18 protein-coding genes are annotated in these 22,260 nt (G+C 73.9%); 7 read left to right on the top strand and 11 right to left on the bottom strand.

Features of this window, described 5'->3' with window-relative positions; all coding sequences use genetic code 11:
- Nucleotides 1-366 carry a hypothetical protein gene (locus ACN27B_RS11770; protein WP_098744019.1) on the bottom strand — a complete coding sequence of 122 codons (366 nt, stop codon included), beginning with the start codon at nt 364-366 and terminating at the stop codon, nt 1-3.
- Nucleotides 363-3,524, bottom strand: a complete 3,162-nt coding sequence (locus ACN27B_RS11765) for an SseB family protein (protein WP_422744914.1) — start codon at nt 3,522-3,524, stop codon at nt 363-365. The genes ACN27B_RS11770 and ACN27B_RS11765 overlap by 4 nt, the downstream gene beginning before the upstream one ends.
- 152 nt (nt 3,525-3,676) lie before the next feature.
- Here ACN27B_RS11765 and mycP point away from each other — a divergent pair, with 152 nt between their 5' ends.
- Nucleotides 3,677-4,882 carry a type VII secretion-associated serine protease mycosin gene (mycP, locus tag ACN27B_RS11760; RefSeq protein WP_422744912.1) on the top strand — a complete coding sequence of 402 codons (1,206 nt, stop codon included), beginning with the start codon at nt 3,677-3,679 and terminating at the stop codon, nt 4,880-4,882.
- Between the two features lie 44 nt (nt 4,883-4,926).
- Here the strand turns inward: mycP and ACN27B_RS11755 are convergent, their stop codons facing one another.
- Both ACN27B_RS11755 and ACN27B_RS11750 read right to left on the bottom strand, forming a co-directional pair.
- On the bottom strand, nt 4,927-5,220 hold the full coding sequence (locus tag ACN27B_RS11755; protein WP_099162906.1) for a WXG100 family type VII secretion target: 294 nt from the start codon (nt 5,218-5,220) through the stop codon (nt 4,927-4,929).
- A 20-nt stretch (nt 5,221-5,240) separates the two neighbouring features.
- Nucleotides 5,241-5,558 carry a WXG100 family type VII secretion target gene (locus tag ACN27B_RS11750; RefSeq protein WP_091584343.1) on the bottom strand — a complete coding sequence of 106 codons (318 nt, stop codon included), beginning with the start codon at nt 5,556-5,558 and terminating at the stop codon, nt 5,241-5,243.
- 198 nt (nt 5,559-5,756) lie between these two features.
- Between ACN27B_RS11750 and eccE the strand changes: the two genes are divergently transcribed.
- From eccE to rarD, 4 genes are all read left to right on the top strand, one after another.
- Nucleotides 5,757-7,601: a type VII secretion protein EccE gene (eccE, locus tag ACN27B_RS11745; RefSeq protein WP_422744910.1), complete on the top strand. Its 1,845-nt coding sequence runs from the start codon at nt 5,757-5,759 to the stop codon at nt 7,599-7,601.
- A 50-nt stretch (nt 7,602-7,651) separates the two neighbouring features.
- Nucleotides 7,652-8,038, top strand: coding sequence for a phage holin family protein (locus ACN27B_RS11740; RefSeq protein ID WP_091583634.1), 387 nt, complete (start codon nt 7,652-7,654; stop codon nt 8,036-8,038).
- Nucleotides 8,039-8,135: 97 nt separating this feature from the next.
- Nucleotides 8,136-8,624: a GNAT family N-acetyltransferase gene (locus ACN27B_RS11735; RefSeq protein WP_099162908.1), complete on the top strand. Its 489-nt coding sequence runs from the start codon at nt 8,136-8,138 to the stop codon at nt 8,622-8,624.
- Complete coding sequence (rarD, locus tag ACN27B_RS11730) at nt 8,621-9,535, top strand: EamA family transporter RarD (RefSeq protein WP_422744907.1); 915 nt, start codon at nt 8,621-8,623, stop codon at nt 9,533-9,535. Before ACN27B_RS11735 ends, rarD begins: the two co-directional genes overlap by 4 nt.
- A gap of 90 nt (nt 9,536-9,625) precedes the next feature.
- Here the strand turns inward: rarD and ACN27B_RS11725 are convergent, their stop codons facing one another.
- Both ACN27B_RS11725 and ACN27B_RS11720 read right to left on the bottom strand, forming a co-directional pair.
- Nucleotides 9,626-10,315, bottom strand: a complete 690-nt coding sequence (locus tag ACN27B_RS11725) for an anti-sigma factor family protein (RefSeq protein ID WP_422744905.1) — start codon at nt 10,313-10,315, stop codon at nt 9,626-9,628.
- The gene (locus ACN27B_RS11720) at nt 10,312-10,827 is read right to left on the bottom strand and encodes a sigma-70 family RNA polymerase sigma factor (RefSeq protein WP_091583649.1); all 516 of its coding nucleotides are present in this window, start codon (nt 10,825-10,827) and stop codon (nt 10,312-10,314) included. The genes ACN27B_RS11725 and ACN27B_RS11720 overlap by 4 nt, the downstream gene beginning before the upstream one ends.
- A 246-nt stretch (nt 10,828-11,073) precedes the next feature.
- Here ACN27B_RS11720 and ACN27B_RS11715 point away from each other — a divergent pair, with 246 nt between their 5' ends.
- The gene (locus ACN27B_RS11715; protein ID WP_422744903.1) at nt 11,074-13,194 is read left to right on the top strand and encodes a PhoX family protein; all 2,121 of its coding nucleotides are present in this window, start codon (nt 11,074-11,076) and stop codon (nt 13,192-13,194) included.
- A gap of 75 nt (nt 13,195-13,269) precedes the next feature.
- Here the strand turns inward: ACN27B_RS11715 and ACN27B_RS11710 are convergent, their stop codons facing one another.
- Nucleotides 13,270-14,052: an IclR family transcriptional regulator gene (locus ACN27B_RS11710; protein WP_091583655.1), complete on the bottom strand. Its 783-nt coding sequence runs from the start codon at nt 14,050-14,052 to the stop codon at nt 13,270-13,272.
- A gap of 152 nt (nt 14,053-14,204) precedes the next feature.
- Here ACN27B_RS11710 and ACN27B_RS11705 point away from each other — a divergent pair, with 152 nt between their 5' ends.
- Nucleotides 14,205-15,386 carry an MFS transporter gene (locus tag ACN27B_RS11705; RefSeq protein ID WP_099162912.1) on the top strand — a complete coding sequence of 394 codons (1,182 nt, stop codon included), beginning with the start codon at nt 14,205-14,207 and terminating at the stop codon, nt 15,384-15,386.
- A 667-nt stretch (nt 15,387-16,053) separates the two neighbouring features.
- On the opposite strand, the gene ACN27B_RS11700 is transcribed toward ACN27B_RS11705, so the two are convergent.
- From ACN27B_RS11700 to nuoL, 4 genes are all read right to left on the bottom strand, one after another.
- Nucleotides 16,054-17,094, bottom strand: a complete 1,041-nt coding sequence (locus ACN27B_RS11700; protein ID WP_091583663.1) for a polyprenyl synthetase family protein — start codon at nt 17,092-17,094, stop codon at nt 16,054-16,056.
- An 88-nt stretch (nt 17,095-17,182) separates the two neighbouring features.
- The gene (nuoN, locus tag ACN27B_RS11695) at nt 17,183-18,736 is read right to left on the bottom strand and encodes an NADH-quinone oxidoreductase subunit NuoN (protein ID WP_091583667.1); all 1,554 of its coding nucleotides are present in this window, start codon (nt 18,734-18,736) and stop codon (nt 17,183-17,185) included.
- Complete coding sequence (locus ACN27B_RS11690; RefSeq protein WP_422744900.1) at nt 18,733-20,265, bottom strand: NADH-quinone oxidoreductase subunit M; 1,533 nt, start codon at nt 20,263-20,265, stop codon at nt 18,733-18,735. The genes nuoN and ACN27B_RS11690 overlap by 4 nt, the downstream gene beginning before the upstream one ends.
- 64 nt (nt 20,266-20,329) lie before the next feature.
- Nucleotides 20,330-22,258 (bottom strand): NADH-quinone oxidoreductase subunit L, encoded by a 1,929-nt coding sequence (gene nuoL, locus ACN27B_RS11685; RefSeq protein WP_099162914.1) that lies wholly within the window; start codon nt 22,256-22,258, stop codon nt 20,330-20,332.
- Nucleotides 22,259-22,260: the final 2 nt, after the last annotated feature.

The raw sequence follows: 22,260 nt of genomic DNA, 5'->3' as shown, positions 1-22,260 counted from the left end.
TCAGACCCGCTGCTCGCCCAGGTCGGCCACCTCGGTCGCGGGCGCCCACCCCTGGTAGACGCCGAAGTCGAACGCCTCCAACCCCATCGCCTCGGCCACCGGCCAGCGTCCACCGGTGTACTCCACACGCAGCCAGCCCTCGTGCTCGGCCAGCACGATGAACGGCTGCCCCTGCCAGGTGCAGGTGGTCCGGACGTACGCCAGGTCCTCCACCTCGGCGGCCGGCACCACCCGGACGTACCGGCCGGGGCGTACCTCGGCGAAACCGTCGTCCGGTTCGGGCTGGTAGAGGCGGACGTCGGTCCCGTCCGGGCTGGCCTGGTACTCCCGCCCCCGCCAGCGGGCCACGTACCCGTCGCGGGTCACGCCTCGTCCGCCTTCCGCCACACCAGCGCGTCCGTGTCGAGGACCGCGACCAGCCGGGCGGCGGCGTCGGCGCCGACGCGCCACAGCTCGGCCCCGTGCGGCAGCCGGGCACTGTCCACCTTGAACTCCGCCACCACGTCGGTGCTCTCCCCCGGCGCGAAGCCGTTGCCGCGGAACGGGGACCGTTCGATCACCCAGCCCTCCATCGCCCGCATGGCGGCCTCGTTCTGCCCGCCGTACGGGATCCGGTAGAGGCTGGGCCGGTGGGCCGGCCAGCGCAGCAGGTAGACCTCCTCGTCGTCCCGGGAGAACGGCGAGCCGGGATGGCCGAGGCCGAGCGCGTCGTACAGCTCCGCCGGGGTCCGCAGGTGGGCCAGTTCACCGGCCCGGTGCACGAACCCGGACACCCGGTCGTAGCCCCGCTCCAGGTAGTAGGCGAGCTGGCTCGCCGCGATCGCCTTCTGCATGGTCACCGGCAGGCTCGGGTCCGTCGGCGGCGCCGCCGGTCGGGGCTCGGCCGCCGGGGCCGGCGCGGCGGCGGGAGGCTCCGGTTCGTCGCCGAGGCCCACCTCGGCGGCCCAGTTGGCGAGCGCGAGAACCTGCTCCCCCGGGTATGCCGCACCGACCGGACTGCCCGGGTTGACCAGGAACGACCAGGCGGCGTCCGGCCACCGACGGATGAGCTGGACGAACTTGACCCGTACGGTGTCGACCGGGCCGTCGGCGTGCTCGGCGAGCCGCTCCGGCGAGGTGTAGGCCACGACGTACGTGCCGCCGTCGATCGACCGGGTGTGCCAGACGAAGCCGGGGTCGCCCGGCCTACTGCCGGGGACCGACTCGGGCGCGACCGGCAACAGCACCCGGGCCAGCAGCAGGGTGGTGAGGAAGCCGTCCGTGTTTCCGCTGCCGGCGGCGGCGAGCAGTTCCTCCTCCACCTCGTTCGCCGGCACGAACTCCGGCCGCCCGGCGGGGGGCGTCGTCGCGCCGGCCGACGTCGGCTCGTCGACCGACCGCTCGGAGGCGGTGGAGCGCGGCGAGCCGTCCTCCACATCGGAGCGGGCGGACCACGACACCGGAGGCTCGGCCGGCACCGACGTCGACTCGGGTGTCGGCGTCCCGAGCAGCGACGTGGTGTCCGGTTCGGCGGGGGACGGGTCGGGTGGGAACAGCGGCTCGGTCGGCGGCTCGAACAGCGGGGCCGGGGCGCCGTTCGACGGCTCGGAGAGCGGGGCCGTGGACTCGAACAACGACACCGTCGGGTCGGCCGACGACGACGGCGGCTCGAACAGCGACACCGTCGGTTCACCCGAGCCCGGCGACTCGAACGCCGTCGTCGACTCCGGCCCGAACGCCGACGCGGCCCCGTACGGCGTCGTCGGCTCGAACGTCGTCGTCGGCTCGAACGCCGCCGTGGGCTCGAAGGTCGTCGTCGGCTCGAACGCCGCCGTGGGCTCGAACGTCGTCGTCGGCTCGAACGCTGCCGTGGGCTGCGCCGACGCAGTCTCGAACGCCGTCGTCGGCTCGAAGGCCGACGCGGTCTCGAACGCCGTCGTCGGCTCGGCAGCGGTGGACCCGAAGGGGGCCGTCGACGCGAACGAGGGTGCGGCCCCCGACGACGGCTCGAAGAGCGACACCGGAGGCGCGGCCGCCGGCGAGAGCGGCGTCGTCGGCTCGTCCCCGACGCCGGACCGGTCGAACGGCGACGTGCCGTCGACCGGCTCGTCCGTGCCGGTGGCGTCGAGGTGGGCGGCGAGATCGGCGGTGTCGTCGACCACCGGGTCGACGGGGAGCGGCACGGTCGGGTCCGTGGCGCCCACCCAGGCCGCCGCCGCGTCGCCACCCGGAACCGGGACCACGGGATCGGCGCGCGGTGGGGACCAGGCCGGTGTGGGCTCGGTCAGGTCGCGGGCCTCGATGACGGTGCCCTCGATGACGATCGGGGTGAAGTCACGCCGAGGCGTCGGCGGCGCGGACACCGGCTCGGCGACCGACGGCGGCAACTCCTCCGCCTCCGCGAGGTCGGCGACCGGATTCTCCCCGGCCCACTGGTCCGGCGCGGGCGCGGCGGGGCCGGCGTGCCGCCGGGGCAGCGTGGCGGTGGCGTCCTCGGCCGGGCGGGCCGGCCGGAACGGCCGGGTCGGGTCGTCCGGACGGGATGCCGGCGGCGGCTGGTCCGCCCCGATCGGGAAGGCCCGGGTCGGATCCTCCCGCACCGGCTCGTTCAGCGGCCGGCGGCGGGGAAACGGCTGGCCACCGGCGAACCGGGACGGCGGCGTCGCCCGTTCGGCGGACCGGCGGGGCGCGTCCAGCGGCGAGGGCCGCCGGCTGGAGCGCCCGGAGGAGGGCTCGAAGAAGGAGCGGGCCGGGGGCGGCGCGGGAGCCGCCGGCGGATCGTCCACCGACGCGTCCCGTCCGGCGGCGAAGGGGTCCGGCTCGTCCGGCCGCCGACGCAGGTCGGTGAGCCAGCCGTCGAGGGCGTCGGAGCCGGGCTCGTCGCCCGAGCCGGGCCGGCCCGCCTCGGGCGCCTCCGGCGTTCTCCGGCGGGGCGGCACGGTGGGTACGCGGCGACCGAGGACCGGCACGGTCCGCATCGGCACGGTGGAGGGCTCCTCGGCCTCCGCCACCCGGCCACCACGGGTCGGCGGAACCGGGGGCGGCGGCGCGGGAGCGGCCGGTACCCGGGGGAACGGCGCCTCCCGTGCGGTCTCCGGAACCCCGTTGCGGGCGGCCCGGGCCGCGCTCTCCACCCGATCCAGGCGGGCTCGGGCGCCCATGGTCCGCCCGGGCAGCCGGACGTCTCCCCGAGCGAGCTGCGCGACGTACCAGGCGGGCAGGTAGCCCTCGATCGGCAGCCCCGGATCGACCGCCAACCACCACTCCTGGTTGGGCCAGCCGGCGGCCAGGTCGGGGTATGCCACGACGCGCGTCGCCCCGGCGTTCTCACCCAGACTGGCCCGTAGCGCGGCGACGGAGGTGAAGGCCAACACGTGGGTGCGACCCCTGGAGGTCCAGGTGCCCCACCCGGCGGTCGAGCCGCCGGCGACCGGCAGCACCAGATCGACGCGGGTCAGTACGCGGAAGTACTGCTGCTGGTCCTGCGCGCGCAGCGCGTCCCGCATCGCCACCTCGGCCTCGGTGGCCGGCTCCCATCCGGTCACGGCCACCTCTCCTTCCGCGAACAGGCCACAGGCATCGCCTACAACCTACAAGGTGGTAACAAGATCACAATGCCTGGCCATCGACGGTCGGCCGTGACCTCGGCGAGGCGCTAACATCCCGTTCCGGAGTCGACACGTTACGGAGGTCGTCGATGTCTCGGCCCCTCGTCCGCCCGGCCCTGGCCGCCCTGGCGATCCTCCTCGTCGCCGGCCTGCCGGCCGCTCCGGCGGCGGCCCGCGCCCCGTCCGGATGCGCGGCGCCGCCGGCGCCCGCCCGCCCGGTGGCCGAGCAACCGTGGCCCCAGCAACGGTACGCGCCGGACCGGCTCGCCCCGCTCGCGACCGGCGCCGGCGTGGTCGTCGCGGTGGTCGACTCCGGGGTCGACCGGTCGCATCCGCAGCTCGCCGGCCGGGTGCTCGACGGCGCCGACTTCCTCGACCCGGGGGGCGACGGCACCCGGGACTGCGCCGGGCACGGCACCGGCGTGGCGAGCATCATCGCCGCCGCGCCGCGCCCCGGCGTCGCCTTCCGCGGGCTCGCGCCGGACGCGCGCGTCCTCCCGGTACGGGTGAGCGAGCAGCAGGTGGTCGAGGGGCGGGAGTCGGGGCGTACGGTCGACGCGGCCGACTTCGCCCGGGCGATCCGGTGGGCGGTGGACCACGACGCCGACGTGCTCAACCTGTCCGTCGTGCTGTACGCGGACGACCCGGCCGTCCGGGCCGCGATCGCCTACGCGGTGCGGCGGGACGTGGTGGTGGTGGCCGCCGCCGGCAACCTGCACGACAGCGGCGACCCCCGACCGTACCCGGCGGCGTACGACGGGGTGCTCGGCGTGGGCGCGATCGGCCGGGACGGCGCACGCGCGGCCTTCTCCCAGACCGGCCCCTACATCGACCTGGTCGCCCCGGGCAGCGAGGTGCTGATGGCGGCGCCCCGGCAGGGCCACCACCGGGCGGAGGGGACCAGCTATGCCACGCCCTTCGTGTCCGGCACCGCGGCGCTGCTGCGGCAGTATCGCCCCGGGTTGAACGCGGCCGGGGTCGCCGGGCGGATCGTGGCCGGCGCCGATCCGGCGCCGGGGCGGGGCGAGGGCTACGGCGCCGGGGTGCTCAACCCGTACCGCGCGGTGACCGAGTCGCCCGGGGAGACACCCGCCCGCCCTCGTGCCGGCGCGGCGTTGCCGGCCGAGCGGCCGGATCCGGCCGCGCTCGACCGCCGGTCCCGTCGCGCCACGGCCCGGGACCGGGCACTGCTGGTGGCCGGCGTGACCGGCGGGGCGGCGGCGCTGGCGGCGCTGCTGGCCGTGGTGCTGCCCCGGGGGGCGCGGCGGCGCTGGCACCCGGCCGGCCCGGCCTGATCACCGGACGCGGCCCGGGACCGCACCCGGGCCGCGCCCGGGGCTCACTGGAACAGGTTGGCGTTGCGCTTCTCGGTGTCGAGGTAGTCGGCCGCGGAGTCCTCCACGGCGAGCTTGATGTCCCGCAGCATCGCCTGCAGGTCCTGCGAGGCGGCCCGCCACCGGGCCTGCCGCTGCTCGTACGCCTCCCGCGCCGCGCCGGTCCAGCTCGACACCAGCGGCGCCGCGTCCCGTTCGAGCTGCCCGAGCTGGCTCTCCAGAGTGGTCAGCGCCCGTTGGATGTCCGCGCCGGCCTGTTGCAGGGCGGCGAAGTTGACGACCAGCACACCGTGCTCCATGGGTTCGATCCTTCCGATGGTCAGAGCGGCAGCTGGATGCCGCGGTTGGTGCCCGCCACCCGGCCGGCGGCCTCGGTGTCGGAGACGTCGTAGTGCCGGCCCGCGGTGCGGATCGCCGTGGCGGTCTCGCGCAGGGCCCGCTGCAGGGTCGCCTGGTCCTGCGCCCACTGCTGCTTGACCTGCTCGAACGAGCGCCCGCCGGCGCCCCGCCAGGCCTGCTGCAGCACCTCCAGCTCGGCCATCAGGCCGCTCAACATGGTCTGCAGCGACTGGTCGACCTGCTCGAACCTCCCGGCGGTCTGCTGCATCACCGCGGCTTCTGCCTGGGTCTGGGACATCCCGGACGTCACCTCGTCTCCTCGGTCGTGGTCGGTCACCGTGTGACCACCGTGGACTCGCCGGTGCGCGCCCGCCGTCCCCGGAGGGGGAAGAGGGACGGCGGGACGCGCGAACGACGATTTCGTCGCTGACGGTAGCCGTCTCACTTCAGTTCTGCTACCCCCCGGGCCTCCCCTGTGGACAACGCTCCCACTACCATGAGCCACGGCGGCGTCACAGGGCGGACCGGGCGGGGAGGTGCGGTGACCGCGAGCACGACCGAGCGACCCTCGCCGAGCGCTCCTCCTCAGTGGACCCGGGTGAGCGCACCGGTGGTGCGCGCCGGTCAGGTCGTGACGACCCAGGTCGCGGCGGCCGTGCTGGTGGCCGCGGTCGGGCGCGGCGTGGTGGTGACCGCCGTCGCGCTGCTCCTGGCCACGCTGCTGCTGCCCGCCGCGTGGGTGCGGGTCCGGGGCCGCTGGCTGCACGAGTGGCTCGGCGTCGGCGCCGCCCACCTGAGCCGTCGGCGTGCGCTGCCGCCGGCCGCCGATCCGGCGGCGCTGCTCGACCTGGTCGCTCCCGGCACGGTGGTGCAGGCCGCGGAACTGGCCGGCGGGCCCGCCGCCGTGCTGCACGACGCGGCCGGGCTGACCGCGCTGCTGGAACTCGGCGATCCGGACGATCTGCTCGGCGACCGCCCGGAGGCCCTGCCGTCCCCGTTCGACCTGCTTCCCCCGGCGGGTCCGGAGAGTCCGCCGGTCCGGCTGCAACTGGTCCTCTCGGCGTCGCCCGCACCGACGCCCGCCGTCGCGGCCGGTCCGGCCGGCACGTCCTACCGGCAGCTCACCGACGGCCGGATCGCCGGGCGGACCCGGGTCGTGCTGGCGATCCGGGTGCTCCGGACCGACGGTTGGTCGGACGACGAGTTGCTGCGGGCGCTCGCCGGCACCGTCCGACGCACGGCCCGCCGGCTCGGCCCGCTCGGCGGACATCCCCTGGGGGCGCCGGCGGCGCTGCGGGTGGTCGCCGAGATGGCCCACCACGAGGCCGGCACACCGGTCCGGGAGACGTGGCCGCTGCTCACCGTGGGCGGGCTGCCGCAGGCCACCTGGCGGTTGCGCCGGTGGCCCGATCCACGCGGCGAGGCGGCCCGGGGCCTGCTGTCCCGATTGCTGGCCACTCCGGGCACCGCCACCACCGTCGCGCTCTGCGTCGGCCCGCACACCGGCTCCGCACCGGCGCCGGCCGGGTTGACCGTGCGGGTCGCCGCCGACGACGTGCCGGCGCTGACGCTGGCCGAGCGGGCGCTGCGCCGGGTGGCCGGAGACGCGGGCGCGGAGTTGCGGCGACTGGACGGCGAGCACCTGGCCGGGCTGGCCGCGACCCTGCCACTGGCGGTCGGCGGTGCCGGCGTGCCCGCGACCGGGTCGCCGCCGACGGGTCTGGACCTGCCGTTCGGGGGGTGCGGGCTGGTGGTGGGCGCGAACCGCCGCGGCGGCCCGCTCACCGTACGTCTGTTCCGGCCCGCGACGACCCGGATGGTGCTGGTCGGCGGGGTGCCCGCCGCGCAGTTGCTGGTGTTGCGGGCGCTGGCCCTCGGCGCCCGGGTGGCGGTGCAGACCACGCGGCCGCGCACCTGGGAGAGGTTCGTGCGCGGGCTCGGGGCGCCGGCCGGCGGGGTGCCGCTGCTCCCGCCGGGGCGGCCGGCCGGCGGCGCGCCCGGGTCGCCGCTGCGCCCGCTGCTGCTGGTGGTCGACGCCGGCCCGGTGCCGCCGGAGGTCGGTCCGGCGGCGGCCTGGCAGTCCGTGCTCGTGGTCCGCGACGAGCTGACCCCGGCGGACGCCCCGACGCTGGCGCGCGCCGACCTCGCCGTCCTGCAACCCCTCGACCCGACCGAGGCCGCCCTGGCCGGCACCGCGCTCGGCCTGGGCGGCTCCGCCGACTGGCTCACCCGGATCCGCGACGACATGGTGGCGGTGGTCAACCGGCGGGCACTGCGCTGGGCGCTGCTCTCGCCGACGCCGGTCGAGTCGCAGCTGGTCGGTCGTCCGACCCGCCGCTGAGCCGGTCGCACGGGTTCCGCGCGGGGAACGGGCGTGGCACGATCCCCGCCATGGATTTCCTGAAGGGTCTACTGATCCGGGTGGCGACGACGGCGGTGGCCTTCTGGCTCGCCACGTTGCTGATCCCGGGCATCACGCTCGACTCCGATTCGGCCACCGAGACGGTGACCACGCTGGTCCTCGTCGCGGTGATCTTCGGTGTGGTCAACGCGGTGCTCCAGCCGATCATCAAGACCGTGGGTTGCGGTTTCTACCTGCTCACCCTCGGCCTGATCGCGCTGGTGGTGAACGGGCTGCTCTTCCTGCTCACGAGCTGGATCGCCGGTGAGGCCGGGCTGCCCTTCCACGTGGACGGGTTCTGGCCGGCGGCGGTGCTGGGCGCGCTCTTCGTCGGCATCGTCACCTGGATCCTCGGCGCCGTCCTCGACCGCGACTGAGGCCCGGCGAGCCCGGCCGGCGCCCACGACGCCGGCCGGGCCAGCGAGCGGGAATTGGCTGGCGAGCGACCCGGGCGGCGGCACTAACGTCGGCCGGGTGTTCACAGTGACCCGCGCCGACGGCTACCAGCTCAGCACCGACCCGGACCGGCTCGACCTGGACCGGGTGCACGCCTGGCTCGCCACGGACGCCTACTGGGCACTCGGGCGCGAGCGGGAGACGGTCGCCCGCGCGTTCGCCGGTTCGATCGGCTTCGGCGTCTACCGGCCCGGCGACGGCCGGCAGGTCGCGGTCGCCCGGGTGGTGACCGACCGGGCCACCTTCGCCTGGCTCTGCGACGTCTACGTGGACCGGGCCGAACGCGGTCGCGGGCTGGGCACGTGGCTGGCCGGCGGCGTCCGCGACCACCTGGCCGAGCTGGGCGTACGCCGCATCCTGCTGGCCACGCTGGACGCGCACGGGGTGTACGGGAAGCTCGGGTTCCAGCCGGTGGCGGCGGACCGCTACATGGAGCTGGACCAGCGGGTGACGCCCATCACCGGAAAGGATCAGGAGCCCGATCCGCACCTTACGGTGGACGGGTGAACCAGCTCCGCCTCGGTTATCTGTACGGCGTCGGCGCGTACCTGCTCTGGGGTTTCTTCCCGATCTACCTGAAGCTGCTTCGGCCGGCCGGGCCGGTGGAGATCCTGGCGCACCGGATCGTCTGGTCGGTGGCGTTCGTGGCGCTGCTGCTGGCCGCGATGCGCCACGTCGGCTTCCTGCGCACGCTGGCCCGGCGACCCCGCGCGTTGGCCGGCATCGCGCTCGCGGCCGCGCTGATCGCGGTCAACTGGGGCACCTACATCTATGGCGTGAACTCCGACCGGGTGGTGGAGACCGCGCTCGGCTATTTCATCAACCCGCTGGTGTCGGTGCTGTTCGGCGTGGTAGCGCTGCGGGAGCGGCTGCGCCCCGGGCAGTGGGCGGCGTTGGGCGTCGGCGCGCTCGCCGTGGCGGTCCTCACCGTCGACTACGGCCGGCTGCCCTGGCTGGCGCTCACGCTCGCGTTCAGCTTCGCCGGCTACGGCCTGGTCAAGAAGCGGCTCGGGTTGCCCGCGGTGGAGGGGCTCTTCGTCGAGTCGGCGGTGCTGGCGCTGCCGGCACTGGCGTACCTGGCGTGGCTGTCGGCCCGGGGCGACTCGACGTTCGGACACGTCTCGGCCGGGCACACCGCGCTGCTGGTGCTGGCCGGCGCCGCCACCGCGATCCCCCTGCTGCTCTTCGCCGGCGCGGCGAACCGGCTGCCGCTGTCCACCGTGGGCATGCTGCAGTACCTGGCCCCGATCCTCCAGCTCGGCTGCGGCGTGCTGATCTTCCACGAGCCGATGCCCCCGGCCCGGCTCGCCGGCTTCGCCCTGGTCTGGCTGGCCCTCCTGGTCTTCACCGCCGACGCCCTCCGAAACACCCGCCGCACCCGCGCCACCCCCCGCCCCACCCCCACCCCCACGCGCTGATCTTGCACTTCCGGCCCGGACGAAAGGGGTGATGCGCCCGAACCGAGGGCCCAAAGTGCAAGATCGCCGCAGTGCGGGGCGGAGGGCGGGTCAGCGGAGGTCGTAGGCGAGGACGGGGGTTTCGGTGCCTCGTTGCAGCTCCAGGCGGACCAGTTCCCCCCTGGTGAACCGGGTGACGCCGGAGAAGCGCAGGTCGTCGCCGGGGGCGGCCAGCCAGGAGCCGATCTGCTCCGTCGCGCCGTCCGGGCCGTGCGCCACCAGTCGGAACGTGTACGCCTCGCGGTGCCCGGCCCGCCGGTCGTAGCCGCAGTGCATGGTGACCTCGGTGCCCCAGGGCGTCTCGGTCAGCCCCACCTCGGCGTGCACCGGCGCGGTCCCGGCCACCGGTCGCATGGCGGTCAGCGCCACCTGCCGGGTGGCCGGCTCGGCCGGCGGCCGGACCAGCGTCACGCCGACACCAGCGAGCACCGCCAGCACCGCGGCGGCGAGCGCGGTCGCCGCGTACCGCCGGCGGGAGCGGGACCACTCGCGGCGCCGCCGCTCCCGCGCGGCGTCGAGCAGCGCGGGCACCCGGTTGGTCTCCGGCCCGACCTCCAGGAACTGCTCCAGCCCGGCCGGATCGAGCCGGCCCAGCAGGCCGGGGAGCACAGCGATCTCGGCGACCGCCTCCCGGCACGCGGCGCAGCCGGCGAGGTGCCGCTCGTAGGCGGCGCGCTCGGCCGGGGCGAGGGCGCCCAGCACGTAAGCCCCGTCGTCGTGCGCGAACTCGCAGCGGGTCATCCGGTCACCCCCATCTCGGCCAGCACCAACCGTAGTGAGCGCAGCGCATAGTGGGTGCGCGACTTCACCGTGCCCGGCGGTACGCCCAGCCGGGCGGCCGCCTCCGCCACCGACCGCCCCTGGTAGAAGCACTCGACCAGCACCTCGCGGTGGGTCGGGCTCAGCCGGTTGAGCGCCTCGGCCACCGTCCACGCCTCCACCGCGCGCTCCGTCTCGTCGACCGTCTCGGCGGTTTCGGGCAGTTCGTCGGTGTAGACCTCGCCGACCCGGGCCGAGCGGCGACGCCACGCGTCGATGGCCAGGTTCCGCGCCGTGGTGAAGAGCCAGGCGCGGACCGAGCCTCGCCGCGGATCCAGCGACTCCGGGTGCCGCCAGGCCCGCAGCAGCGTCTCCTGCACCAGGTCCTCGGCGCGCGGCCGATCGCCGTTGACCAGTCGCAGGGCGTGCGCGAACAGCGCGTCCGCGTGCTCGTCGTGCAGCGCGCGCAGCAGCTGGGCGTCGTGGTCACTGATGGCGGTACCTCGCTTCCGGCGGCGGGGAGACCGACGATGCGTCCGCCCGTGGCGGGCGGTGCGTCCGCTCTTCCATACGTGCCGTGACGCCGAACGGTTCAGCCGCAGGTCAGGCCGGAGCTGTTCACGTCCGGTTCACATTCGGGCCGACACCCGCTCACCGCACCCTGGCACCGTCCGGCAGGTACGCGCGCGGGCCGATCGCCCGTGTGCGCCTTCCGACGTCCGATCAGGAGGCTCCACCTCATGAGCGACCGTCCTCGCCTGCTCCCGCTGCTGGGTGGCACCCGCCACGGCAGCCGCGACGCGATGACCTGTCTGTACCGGTGCGGCAACGCCTGCGACCACCCGGTGCCCAACCCCACCGACAACCCGTACCTCGGCGACCTGGTCGACGCCGAGGTCACCCGGCGCGGCGTGGTCCGGGCCGGCGCGGTCGGCGCGCTGGTGCTCGGCTTCGGCGGCGCCGCCGCCGGCGCGCTCGCCGGCGCCGCCCCGGCCGCCGCCGCGCCCGCCACCCCGACCGCCCCGGGCACGGACGAGGCCGTCGCCGCGACCGCACGCCCGGGCAGCGGCGCGCTGACCTTCAAGCCGATCCCGCCGAACAAGCTGGACACGCTGGTCGTGCCGAACGGGTACGACCACGCCGTGGTCATCAAGTGGGGTGACGAGGTGGTCCCCGGCGCGCCCGCGCTCGACGTGCGCCACCAGAGCGCCGCCGCGCAGGCCAAGCAGTTCGGCTACAACAACGACTTCGTCGGCGTGCTGCCGATCGACCGCAAGCGCGCGCTGCTCGTGGTCAACCACGAGTACACCAACGAGGACCTGATGTTCCCCGGCTTCACCGGCCAGGACGCGCTGACCGTGGAGCAGCTGCGGGTGGCGATGGCCGCCCACGGCATGTCCGTGGTCGAGCTGGAGCGGGTGGAGAACACCGGGCAGTGGCGGCCGGCACGGCGCGGCCGGCGGGAGTACAACCGCCGGGTCACCGCGCTGGCCACGAAGTTCGAGCTGACCGGCCCGGCCGCCGGCTCGGCCTGGCTGCGGACCGCCGCCGACCCGAAGGGCCGCACGGTCGTCGGCACGTTGAACAACTGCGCCGGCGGCGTCACCCCGTGGGGCACCGTGCTCTCCGGCGAGGAGAACTTCAACCAGTACTTCGTCGGCGGCGACGGCGCGCCGGAGGAGCTGAAGCCGAAGCTGGCCCGCTACGGCATCCCCACCGACGTGCGCTACCCGAGCGGCAGCCGCAAGTGGGACCGGGCCGACGAGCGGTTCGACCTGGCGAAGCACCCGAACGAGGCGCACCGGTTCGGCTGGGTGGTCGAGATCGACCCGTTCGACCCACAGGCCCGGCCGCGCAAGCACACCGCGCTGGGCCGGGTGAAGCACGAGGGCGCGAACGTCATCGTGGCCCGCAGCGGGCACGTGGTCGCGTACATGGGCGACGACGAGCGTTTCGACTACCTCTACAAGTTCGTCTCGGACAAGAAGTTCATGCCGGGCAACTCCTGGGTGGCCCGCAAGCACAACCTGACGCTGCTGGAGTCGGGCACGCTCTACGTCGCGGCGCTGACCGGCGACAGCCCGGGTGAGATCGACGGCAGCGGCACGCTTCCCGCGGACGGCGGCTTCGGCGGCCGGGGCCGCTGGATCAAGCTGGTCAGCGGCAACCGCTCGTACGTCGACGGCATGACCGCCGCCGACGTGCTCACCTTCACCCGGCTGGCCGGCGACAAGGTCGGCGCGACCAAGATGGACCGTCCCGAGGACGTCGAGCCGAGCCTGCTCACCGGCAAGGTCTACGTCGCGCTGACCAACAACACCGACCGGGGCAAGGCCGGCAAGGCGCCGGCCGACGAGGCGAACCCGCGCAACGCCAACAAGCACGGGCAGATCCTGGAGCTGGTCGAGGACCGGGGCGACAACACCGCCGACACCTTCGCCTGGTCGCTGCCGATCGTCTGCGGCGACCCGGCGGACGCCTCGACCTACTTCGCCGGGTACGACAAGTCGAAGGTCTCCCCGATCTCCTGCCCGGACAACGTCGCCTTCGACGCCACCGGCAACCTCTGGATCTCGACCGACGGCAACGCCCTGGGCAGCAACGACGGGCTCTTCGCCACCGCCGTCGAGGGCCCGGAGCGGGGGCACCTGAAGCAGTTCCTCACGGTGCCGCTCGGCGCGGAGACCTGCGGACCGTTCATCACCAAGGACAACCGGTCGGTCTTCGTGGCCGTGCAGCACCCGGGCGAGATCTCCGGCGCCTCGGTGGAGAACCCGGCCTCCACCTGGCCGGACGGCGACTTCGCCAAGCCCGGCGTGGTGGTCACCTGGCGCCTCGACGGGGGCCCGGTCGGCAGCTGAGCCATCCCCGGGGTGGGTCCGACGCTGGACCCACCCGCTGACGGGCCGTCGTCGGACCCACCGGCGGCGGCCCGATCAGTTCTCGGTGGCGATCCCGTCGGCGATGGAGCGCGCGGCGGTGAGCAGCTTCGCGCGGACCACCCGGGCGGAGGTCATCATCTCGCCGGCCGGCAGGGCGCAGGCCAGCACCACCCGCCGCTCGATGTCCTTGTCCGGGGTGACCAGCACCGCGGCGCAGGCCACGCCCTGCCGGAACTGCCCCAGCTCCAACTGCATGCCGCGCCGGTCGCCGGCGGCCAGGTCGGCCTCGAACGCCTCGACCGTGGTCAGGGTGGCGGTGGTGAACGGGCGCATGCCGTATTCGCGCAGGTAGCGGAAGCGCTGCTCGGCGGTGAGCGTGGCGAGCAGGCTCTTGCCGAGCGCGGTGGCGTGTGCGCCCTCGTCGAAGCCCGGGACCAGGTCCTCCATGAACGGTGAGCGCGGCCCCTCGGCGGACGCGGTCACCGCCACCTGCCCACCCACGAAGCGGCCCAGGTAGTGGCTCCAGCCGGTGTCCACGGCGGCGCGCCGCAGCGCCTCGCCCACCGCGGGCGGCCCCCGGAACGCGGTGACCAGCTCGCGGTAGCGGTCGGCCACCTCCAGCCCGACGATGTACGTCCCGTCCTCGCGCCGGATCACGTAGCCCTCGTAGGCCAGCGTGCGCACCAGGTGGTAGGTGGTGGCGACGGTCAACTCGCAGCGGCGGGCGATCTGCTTCACGGTGAGCCCTCTCGGCGCACGGCCGACCGACTCGAGCACTCGAAGCGCGCGGGAGACGCTGCGGATCAGGTCCGAAGGTTCCGCCAGGGGGTCGCGCACAACCACCTCCGCCGCCGGGGACTTACACCATATGAAAAACAGGCCGAGTGCGAAATGCCTGTTCGGATCGAGGATGCCAGATCACCGGACACCCACCGTGCACCGACAGACACGATCAGCAGCCAAAACGCGACAGGCGTAGGTTGGCGACGATGACCGAAACAATTTCGCGAACCGCTCCGGCGTCGGCCGGCGGAGCGGTCCGGGTCGGCGCCGGCGCCACCGTCACCACCGTCGCCTGCGTCCTGCCGGTCTTCCTGGTCGGCGGTCTGGCCGTGCAGCTCGGCGACGAGCTGGGCTTCAGCCCCGCCGGCCTGGGCCTGGCGGTCTCGGTCTACTTCGGCGTCAGCGCCCTGGCCTCGGTGCCCTCCGGCGCCCTGGTCGAGCGGTACGGGCCGGCCCCGGTCGCCCGGGCCGGCATCCTGCTCTCCGCCGGCTCGCTGCTGGCCGTGGCGGCGCTGGCCCGGTCGTACCCGGTGCTGGTGGCGCTGCTCGCGGTCGGCGCCGCCGCCAACGCCCTCGGCCAGCTCGCCAGCAACGCCGCGCTGGCCGCGCACGTGCCGGCGCGGCGGCAGGGCCTCTCCTTCGGCGTGAAGCAGGCCGCCATCCCGGTCTCCACCCTGCTGGCGGGCGTGGCGGTGCCCACGGTCGCGCTCACCGCGGGATGGCGCTGGGCCTTCGTCGCGGCCGCCGGGGCGGCGTTGGCCGCGCTCCCGGCCGTACCCCGGTCCGAGCGGAACCGGGACGGCCGCGCCGCCCCCGGGAGCGGCGGAGGCGGGCGGGGGCCGCTCGTGGTGGTGGGGCTGGCCGCGACGCTGGCGGCGGCCGCGGCGAACGCGCTGGGCACGTTCCTGGTCGACTCGTCGGCCGCGCGCGGGCTCTCCCCCGCCCTGGCCGGCCTGACCCTGACGCTCGGCAGCGCGGTGTGCGTGGTCGCGCGGATCGGGGTGGGTTGGTTCGCCGACCGACGGGCGAGCGGGCATGTCGGGTTGATCGCCGGGCTGCTGGTGGCCGGCGCCGTGGGCCTGGTCCTGCTGGCGGTGGCCGGCCCGGTGCCGCTGGTCGCCGGCGTGGTGCTCGGGTTCGGTCTCGGCTGGGCCTGGCCCGGGCTGATGAACTTCGCGGTGGTCCGCCTCCATCCGCAGGCCCCGGCCGCCGCCACCTCGATCACCCAGACCGGGGTGTACGCGGGCGGCAGCCTCGGACCGCTCGGCCTCGGCACGGTGGCCGGCGCCGCCGGCTACCCCGCGATGTGGCTGACCGCCGCCGTGGCCATGCTCCTGGCCGCCCTGCTCATGCTCCTCGGTGCCCGCCGCCTGTCCCGCACCGCCTGACCGGCCCCTCCGGGAGTGCGGCGCGTTCGACGGGACCTGCCACGGGCCGCCCGGGGTGTCGCGCCGCGCCCCGCCGCGCCCGGGGCCGCCTTCGGGCCGAGGGGCCGGAACGAGCGTGGCACCGGGGTGGGCGTAGCGCGGGGTGGACGTAGGGCGTAGCCGGGGGTGGGCGTAGCGCCGGGTGGGCGTGGCGCGGGGTGGGCGTGGCGCGGGGTGGGCGTTGCGCCGGGGTGGGCGCTGGGGTCGGCGTAGCGCGGGTGGGCGTTGGTTTCGAGCGGGCGCGTGCCCGGACGGGCGGCCTGCACCGGGCGGACCGGGCCAGCGGGCGTGATCCCTGGGATGCCCTGGCGCCGCAAGGGGGCGGGGTGCCGGCGACCGGCCGCCCCAACAAGAAAGACGCCACATTCGTGCGATATACCGCCTGGTCATATTTATGACTCAGCGGTATATCGCGCAAAACGCGTTCTCGTCCCTGCGGGGACTACGTTCCGTGACGGTGGAGAAGCCGACGCGGGCGCTGGTCCCGGTGACCCGGCAGCCCTCACCGCCACCTCCGCGGAGCGGGCCGTGGCGGCGAACGCTTGCCGCGGCGTCAGCTCGGTGTTCCGGCCCGGCCGGCTCGGGAGCGACGGATCCGGCCGGGCGGCCCGGGGAGCGGCCGGACCGGTCAGCTGGTGCGGTCGGCGATGTAGTCGCAGAGAGATTCCAGCGCGCGGCGGGCCGGGCCCTCGGGGAGCGGGGCGAGGCGGGCGCGGGCGTCCTCGGCGTAGCTGCGCACCGTCTCCCGGGCGCGCTTGAGCGCCGGGGACTCGCGGAGCAGGGTCAGCGCCTCGGCGTGCAGCGCGTCGTCGACCAGCGGCCCGGTGGCCAGGATCTCCCGCAGCCGCACGCTGGCCGCGTCCGAGTCGTCGGCGGCGAGCGCGTAGAGCACCGGCAGGGTCGGCACGCCCTCGCGCAGGTCGGTGCCGGGCGTCTTGCCGGACTCCACCGACTCGCTGGCGATGTCCAGCAGGTCGTCGGAGAGCTGGAACGCCACCCCGATGATCTCGCCGTATCCGGCCAGGGCCTCGATGTGCTCGGGGGACGCGCCGCCGAACATGCCGCCGAAGCGGGCCGAGGTGGCGATCAGCGAACCGGTCTTCTCGGCGATCACGTGCAGGTAGTGGGCGACCGGGTCGGTGTCCCGCGGCCCGACCGTCTCGGCGATCTGGCCGTGCACCAGCCGGGCGAACGTGCGCGCCTGCAACCGGACCGCCTCCGGGCCCAGGTCGGCCGCGATGTCCGCGGCCCGGGCGAAGAGGTAGTCGCCGACCAGGATGGCCACCGAGTTGGTCCAGCGGGAGTTGGCGCTCGGGGCGCCCCGCCGCACGGCCGCCTCGTCCATCACGTCGTCGTGGTAGAGCGTCGCCAGGTGAGTGAGTTCCATCACCACGGCGGCCGGGACGACCTGCGCGGCCTCCGGGTCGCCGAACTGGGCGCCCAGCGCCACCAGCAACGGGCGGAACCGCTTGCCGCCGGCCTGGAGCAGGTGCCGGGCCGCCTCGGTGACGAGTGGGTCCGCGCTGGCCACGCTGGCCCGCAGGTGCGCCTCGACCCGGTCGAGCACGCCCAGCACGGAGGCTTCGACGCGCGGGTCGGCGAGGTGCAGGCCGAGCGCGCCGAACTGACCTGAATGCTCGCCAGCCGGGTTCACCACGTCTTCAACCATGCCACACCCGTTCGACCTGCTCGGCGAGGGGGATGGAGGCCGAGGGCCGGCACGCCACGGCGTACCGGCCCCCGGAGGATCCGTTCCGTCATCGAACGAATTCGGCAGCACCGGTGGTCAGGTCGAGCAGCGGCCCGGGGACCACGCCGAGGACCAGCGTGGCCAGCACGCCGATGACCAGGGCCGCGGAGGTGAGCGCGCCTGGCACAGCCACCGTCGGGGTCGCCTCGCCCGGCTCGGAGAGCCACATCATCACCACGACCCGCAGGTACGGGAACGCCAGCACCATGCTGGTCAGCACGCCGGCGATCACCAGCCACGCCTGGTTCGCCTCCAGCGCCGGCCCGAACACCGCGAACTTGCTGGTGAAGCCGCTGGTGAGCGGGATGCCGGCGAAGGCCAGCAGGATGAACGTGAAGACCGCCGCGAAGAACGGCGAGCGTCGACCCAGCCCGGCCCAGCGGGACAGGTGGGTGGCCTCGCCGTCGGCGTCCCGCACCAGCGTCACCACGGCGAACGCGGCGAGCACCGAGAAGCCGTACGCGGCCAGGTAGAACATCGTGCCGGAGAGCCCCGACTTGGTCGGCGCCAGGACACCCACCAGCAGGTAGCCGGCGTTCGCGATCGACGAGTACGCCAGCAGGCGCTTGATGTCCGTCTGGGTGACCGCGAGCACGGCGCCGACCAGCATGGTCAGCACCGCCACCACGCCGAGCACCGGGGTGAAGTCCCAGGCGGCGCCGGCGAAGGCGACGTGGAAGACCCGCAGCAGCGCGCCGAACGCGGCGACCTTGGTGCAGGCGGCCATGAAGCCGGTCACCGGCGTCGGCGCGCCCTGGTAGACGTCGGGCGTCCAGACGTGGAACGGCGCGGCGGCGGCCTTGAACAGCAGACCGATGGCGAGCAGCGCCATGCCGGCGAAGAGCAGCACCTGGCTGGACGAGGACTGGCCGACCGCCGCGTGCACGGTGGCGAAGTCGACGCCGGCCCCCCGGCCCGGGATCCCGGAGGTGAAGCCGTAGATCAGGGCGACACCGAACAGGAAGAACGCCGAGGCGTACGCGCCGAGCAGGAAGTACTTCATCGCCGCCTCCTGACTCAGCAGCCGCCGGCGACGGGCCAGCGCACAGAGCAGGTAGAGCGGCAGCGAGAAGACCTCGAGCGAGATGAACATGGTCAGCAGGTCGTTCGCCGCCACGAAGATCAGCATGCCGCCGATGGCGAACGTCATCAGCGGGTAGACCTCGGTGGCGCCGCCGACACCCTCGGCCTGCTTGCGGTCCTCGGGCGACTCGGCGGTGACCGCGGCGTGCGCCACGAAGGCGCCGCCCCGCTCCACCGTGCGCTCGCCGACGAGCAGCAGCGCCATGGCGGCCAGGACCAGGATGGCGCCCTGGAGGAACAGCGTCGGCCCGTCCACCGCGATCGCGCCACCGGCGGTGATCAGCCGGTCGTCGGAGTTCAGGATCACCATGGCGATCGCGGCCAGCACCGCCAGCAGGGCGAGACCGAGCTGCACCCCGTTGCGCAGGCGGCGCGGCACGAACGCCTCGACCAGGACGCCGACCAGAGCCGCGCCCAACATGATCAGGATGGGAGCGAGCGCCGCGTAGTCGATCGACGGCAGCTTCAGTTCACTCACTTCGAAGCCTCCTGGACGCTGCCGACCTCAGGGGCGGGATCGGACTTGCCGACGTCCTGCATGGTCGCCCGGACGGCGGGGTTGATGACATCGGTGACCGGCTTCGGATAGAAGCCGAGCAGCACGATCAGCGCGATCAGCGGCGCGACGACGACCTTCTCGCGCAGCGTGAGGTCCCGACGCATGCCCTCGACCTCGGTCAGCGCCGGGTTCAGCGTGCCCTGGGTGGTGCGCTGCACCATCCACAGCACGTACGCGGCGGCCAGGATGATGCCGAGCGTGGCGATCACCGCGACCGGCTTGTTGACCGTGAACGTGCCGATCAGCACCAGGAACTCGGAGACGAACGGCGCGGTGCCGGGCAGCGCCAGCGAGGCCAGACCGGCGAAGAAGAGCACGCCGGCCAGCACCGGCACCAGCTTGCCCGCGCCGCCGAAGTCGCTGATCAGCGCCGAACCGCGCCGGGCGATCAGCATGCCGACCACCAGGAAGAGCAGGCCGGTGGCGAGCCCGTGGTTGAGCATGTAGAGCACCGCGCCGGTGCCGGCCTGGGTGGTGAAGGCGAAGATGCCCACGCCGATGAACCCGAAGTGCGCGATCGAGGTGTACGACACCAGTCGCTTCAGGTCGTTCTGGCCGACCGCCAGCAGCGCGGCGTAGATGATGCCGATGACCCCCAGCGCCAGCGCCCACGGCGCGAACCAGCGCGACGCCTCCGGGAACAGCGGGAGGCAGTAGCGCAGGATGCCGAACGTGCCGACCTTGTCCAGCACGCCGACCAGCAGCGCGGCCGCACCGGCCGGGGCGGCGCCACCGGCGTCCGGCAGCCAGGTGTGGAACGGGAAGAACGGCGCCTTGATCGCGAAGGCGATGAAGAAGCCGAGGAACAGCCAGCGGGCGGTGTTCGTGGCGAACTCCGCCTGGCTCAGCGCCTGCCAGTCGAAGGTCTTCCCGCCGACCACCCAGAGGCCGATCACCGCGGCCAGCATGAACAGACCGCCGACCAGCGAGTAGAGGAAGAACTTCACCGCCGCGTACTGCCGCTGGTGGCCGCCGTAGCTGCCGATCAGGAAGTACATCGGCACCAGCATGACCTCGAAGAACACGTAGAACAGGAAGACGTCGGCGGCGGCGAAGACGCCGATCATCGTGCACTCGAGGACGAGCAGCAGCGCGAAGTAGACGGGCACAGAGCGCTTGGACGACTCGGCGTCGTGCCAGGACGCCAGGATCACCAGCGGCACCAGGATCGCGATCAGCATCAGCATGACCAGCGCGATGCCGTCCACCTCGAAGGTGAACCGCACGCCCCAGTTCGGGATCCACGGGTACGACTCGCGGAACTGGAACCGGTCACCGCCGGCGGAGAAGGCGAACCACATCACCACCGAGAGCACCAGCACCAGCAGCGACCAGCCGAACGCCACCAGCTTGGCCAGGTCCGGCCGACTGCGCGGCAGCAACGCCACCACCAGGGCACCGACCAGCGGCGCCACGGTCAGCACCGAGAGGAACGGGAAGTTGGACATTATTCGGCCTTACCTCCGTCGTGACTGCGTGGCCCGCCGGCGGGGGCGGCCGCGTTGCTGTCGATCACGCCAGCCACCCCGCCTGCACCGCCAGGAACGCCGCCACCACGAGCAGCGCGCCGGTCAGGATCGAGGTCGCGTACGACCGCACGAAGCCGGTCTGCAGCCGCCGGAGCCGGCCCGAGCCCCCACCCACGGCGGCGGCGAGGCCGTTGACCAGCCCGTCGACGCCCCGGTTGTCGAGGAACACCAGCGCCCGGGTGAGGAAGATGCCCGGCTTCTCGAAGACCGCCTCGTTGAAGGCGTCCGTGTAGAGGTTGCGGCGGGCGGCGGTGACCACCACGCCGGCCGGCTGCGGCTCGGTGGCCGTGCCGGTGCGGAACAGGAACCAGGCCAGCCCGGCTCCGAGCACGGTGATCAGGATCGAGAGGATGGTGATCACGGTGTGCGAGAGCACGCCGTGCGCCTCGCCGCCCGCCTCCTCGCCGAGCACCGGGGTCAGCCAGGACACCACGCCGTCGTTGAGCGTCATCAGACCACCGGCCACCACCGAACCGGCGGCGAGCAGGATCAGCGGGATCGTCATGAGCTTCGGCGACTCGTGCGGGTGCTCGATGTCCTCGGTCCACCGCTTCGGGCCGTGGAACGTGAGCACGAACAGCCGGGTCATGTAGAACGCGGTGAGTCCGGCACCGAGGAGCGCCGCCCCGCCGAACAGCCAGGCGGTCCAGCCCTCCCGCTCGAACGCGGACGCGATGATCGGCTCCTTGGAGAAGTAGCCGGAGAGCGGCGGGATGCCGATGATGGCCAGCCAGCCCATCATGAACGTCAGCCAAGTGATCTTCATGTACTTCGACAGTCCGCCGAAGCGGCGGATGTCCACCTGGTCGTTCATGCCGTGCATGACCGAGCCGGCGCCGAGGAACATGTTGGCCTTGAAGAAGCCGTGCGCCAGCAGGTGGATGATGGCCAGCGCGTACGCGCCGCCGCCGAGACCGACGCCGAGGAACATGTAGCCGATCTGGCTCACCGTGGACCAGGCCAGCACCCGCTTGATGTCGTCCTTCGCCGCGCCGATGACGCAGCCCATCAGCAGGGTGAGCGCGCCGACGCTGACCACCACGAGCTGGAGCGTCTCGTTGGCGGAGAAGATCGGGTTGGAGCGGGCGATCAGGTAGACGCCCGCGGTGACCATGGTGGCCGCGTGGATGAGCGCGGACACCGGGGTCGGGCCTTCCATCGCGTCCGGCAGCCAGGCCTGGAGCGGGAACTGGCCGGACTTGCCGGCCGCGCCCAGGAGCAGCAGCAGGCCGAGCACCAGCACCGTGGTGGAGGTCAGCGAGCCGACCCCGTTGAACACCTCGTCGTACTGGGTGGTGCCGAGCATGGCGAACATGACGAAGATGCCGATGGCCAGGCCGGCGTCGCCGACCCGGTTCATCAGGAACGCCTTCTTGCCGGCGGTGGCCGCGCTGGGCCGGCCGTACCAGAAGGAGATCAGCAGGTACGACGCCAGGCCGACGCCCTCCCAGCCGAAGTAGAGCATCACGTAGTTGTTGCCGAGCACCAGCAGCAGCATGGCGGCGACGAACAGGTTGAAGTACCCGAAGAACCGGCGCCGGCCCTCGTCGTGCGCCATGTACTCCACGGCGTAGAGGTGGATGAGGAAACCCACCCCGGTGATCAGCAGCACGAACACCGCGGCCAGCGGGTCGAAGAGCAGACCGAAGTCCACCTTCAGGTCGCCGACCGTGATGAACTGCCAGAGGCTCTGTTCGACCTGCTTGTTCTCCAGACCGCGCAGCTGGAAGAAGTAGGTCAGGCCGAGCACGAACGCGGCGCCGATGGCCGCCACGCCCAGCCAGTGGCCCCAGCGGTCGGCCCGCCGGCCGAGCAGCAGCAGGACCGCCGCGCTGACCAGCGGGATCGCCACCAGCAGCCAGACGCTGCCCAGCAGGCCATCCGCAGTAGCGAATTCCACAGTCTGTTCCACCG

It is taken from the genome of Micromonospora sp. WMMD754 (genome assembly GCF_049315235.1).
GTDB classification, from domain to species: domain Bacteria; phylum Actinomycetota; class Actinomycetes; order Mycobacteriales; family Micromonosporaceae; genus Micromonospora; species Micromonospora sediminicola.
This window is presented reverse-complemented; position numbering and strand designations above follow the sequence as displayed.

Coding starts and splice junctions, on each gene's coding strand:
- mycP (WP_422744912.1), top strand. CDS start 3,677: ATGTCTCGGCCCCTCGTCCGCCCGGCCCTGGCCGCCCTGGCGATCCTC.
- ACN27B_RS11755 (WP_099162906.1), bottom strand. CDS start 5,220: ATGGAGCACGGTGTGCTGGTCGTCAACTTCGCCGCCCTGCAACAGGCC.
- ACN27B_RS11750 (WP_091584343.1), bottom strand. CDS start 5,558: ATGTCCCAGACCCAGGCAGAAGCCGCGGTGATGCAGCAGACCGCCGGG.
- eccE (WP_422744910.1), top strand. CDS start 5,757: ATGAGCCACGGCGGCGTCACAGGGCGGACCGGGCGGGGAGGTGCGGTG.
- ACN27B_RS11740 (WP_091583634.1), top strand. CDS start 7,652: ATGGATTTCCTGAAGGGTCTACTGATCCGGGTGGCGACGACGGCGGTG.
- ACN27B_RS11725 (WP_422744905.1), bottom strand. CDS start 10,315: ATGACCCGCTGCGAGTTCGCGCACGACGACGGGGCTTACGTGCTGGGC.
- ACN27B_RS11715 (WP_422744903.1), top strand. CDS start 11,074: ATGAGCGACCGTCCTCGCCTGCTCCCGCTGCTGGGTGGCACCCGCCAC.
- ACN27B_RS11705 (WP_099162912.1), top strand. CDS start 14,205: ATGACCGAAACAATTTCGCGAACCGCTCCGGCGTCGGCCGGCGGAGCG.
- ACN27B_RS11700 (WP_091583663.1), bottom strand. CDS start 17,094: ATGGTTGAAGACGTGGTGAACCCGGCTGGCGAGCATTCAGGTCAGTTC.
- ACN27B_RS11690 (WP_422744900.1), bottom strand. CDS start 20,265: ATGTCCAACTTCCCGTTCCTCTCGGTGCTGACCGTGGCGCCGCTGGTC.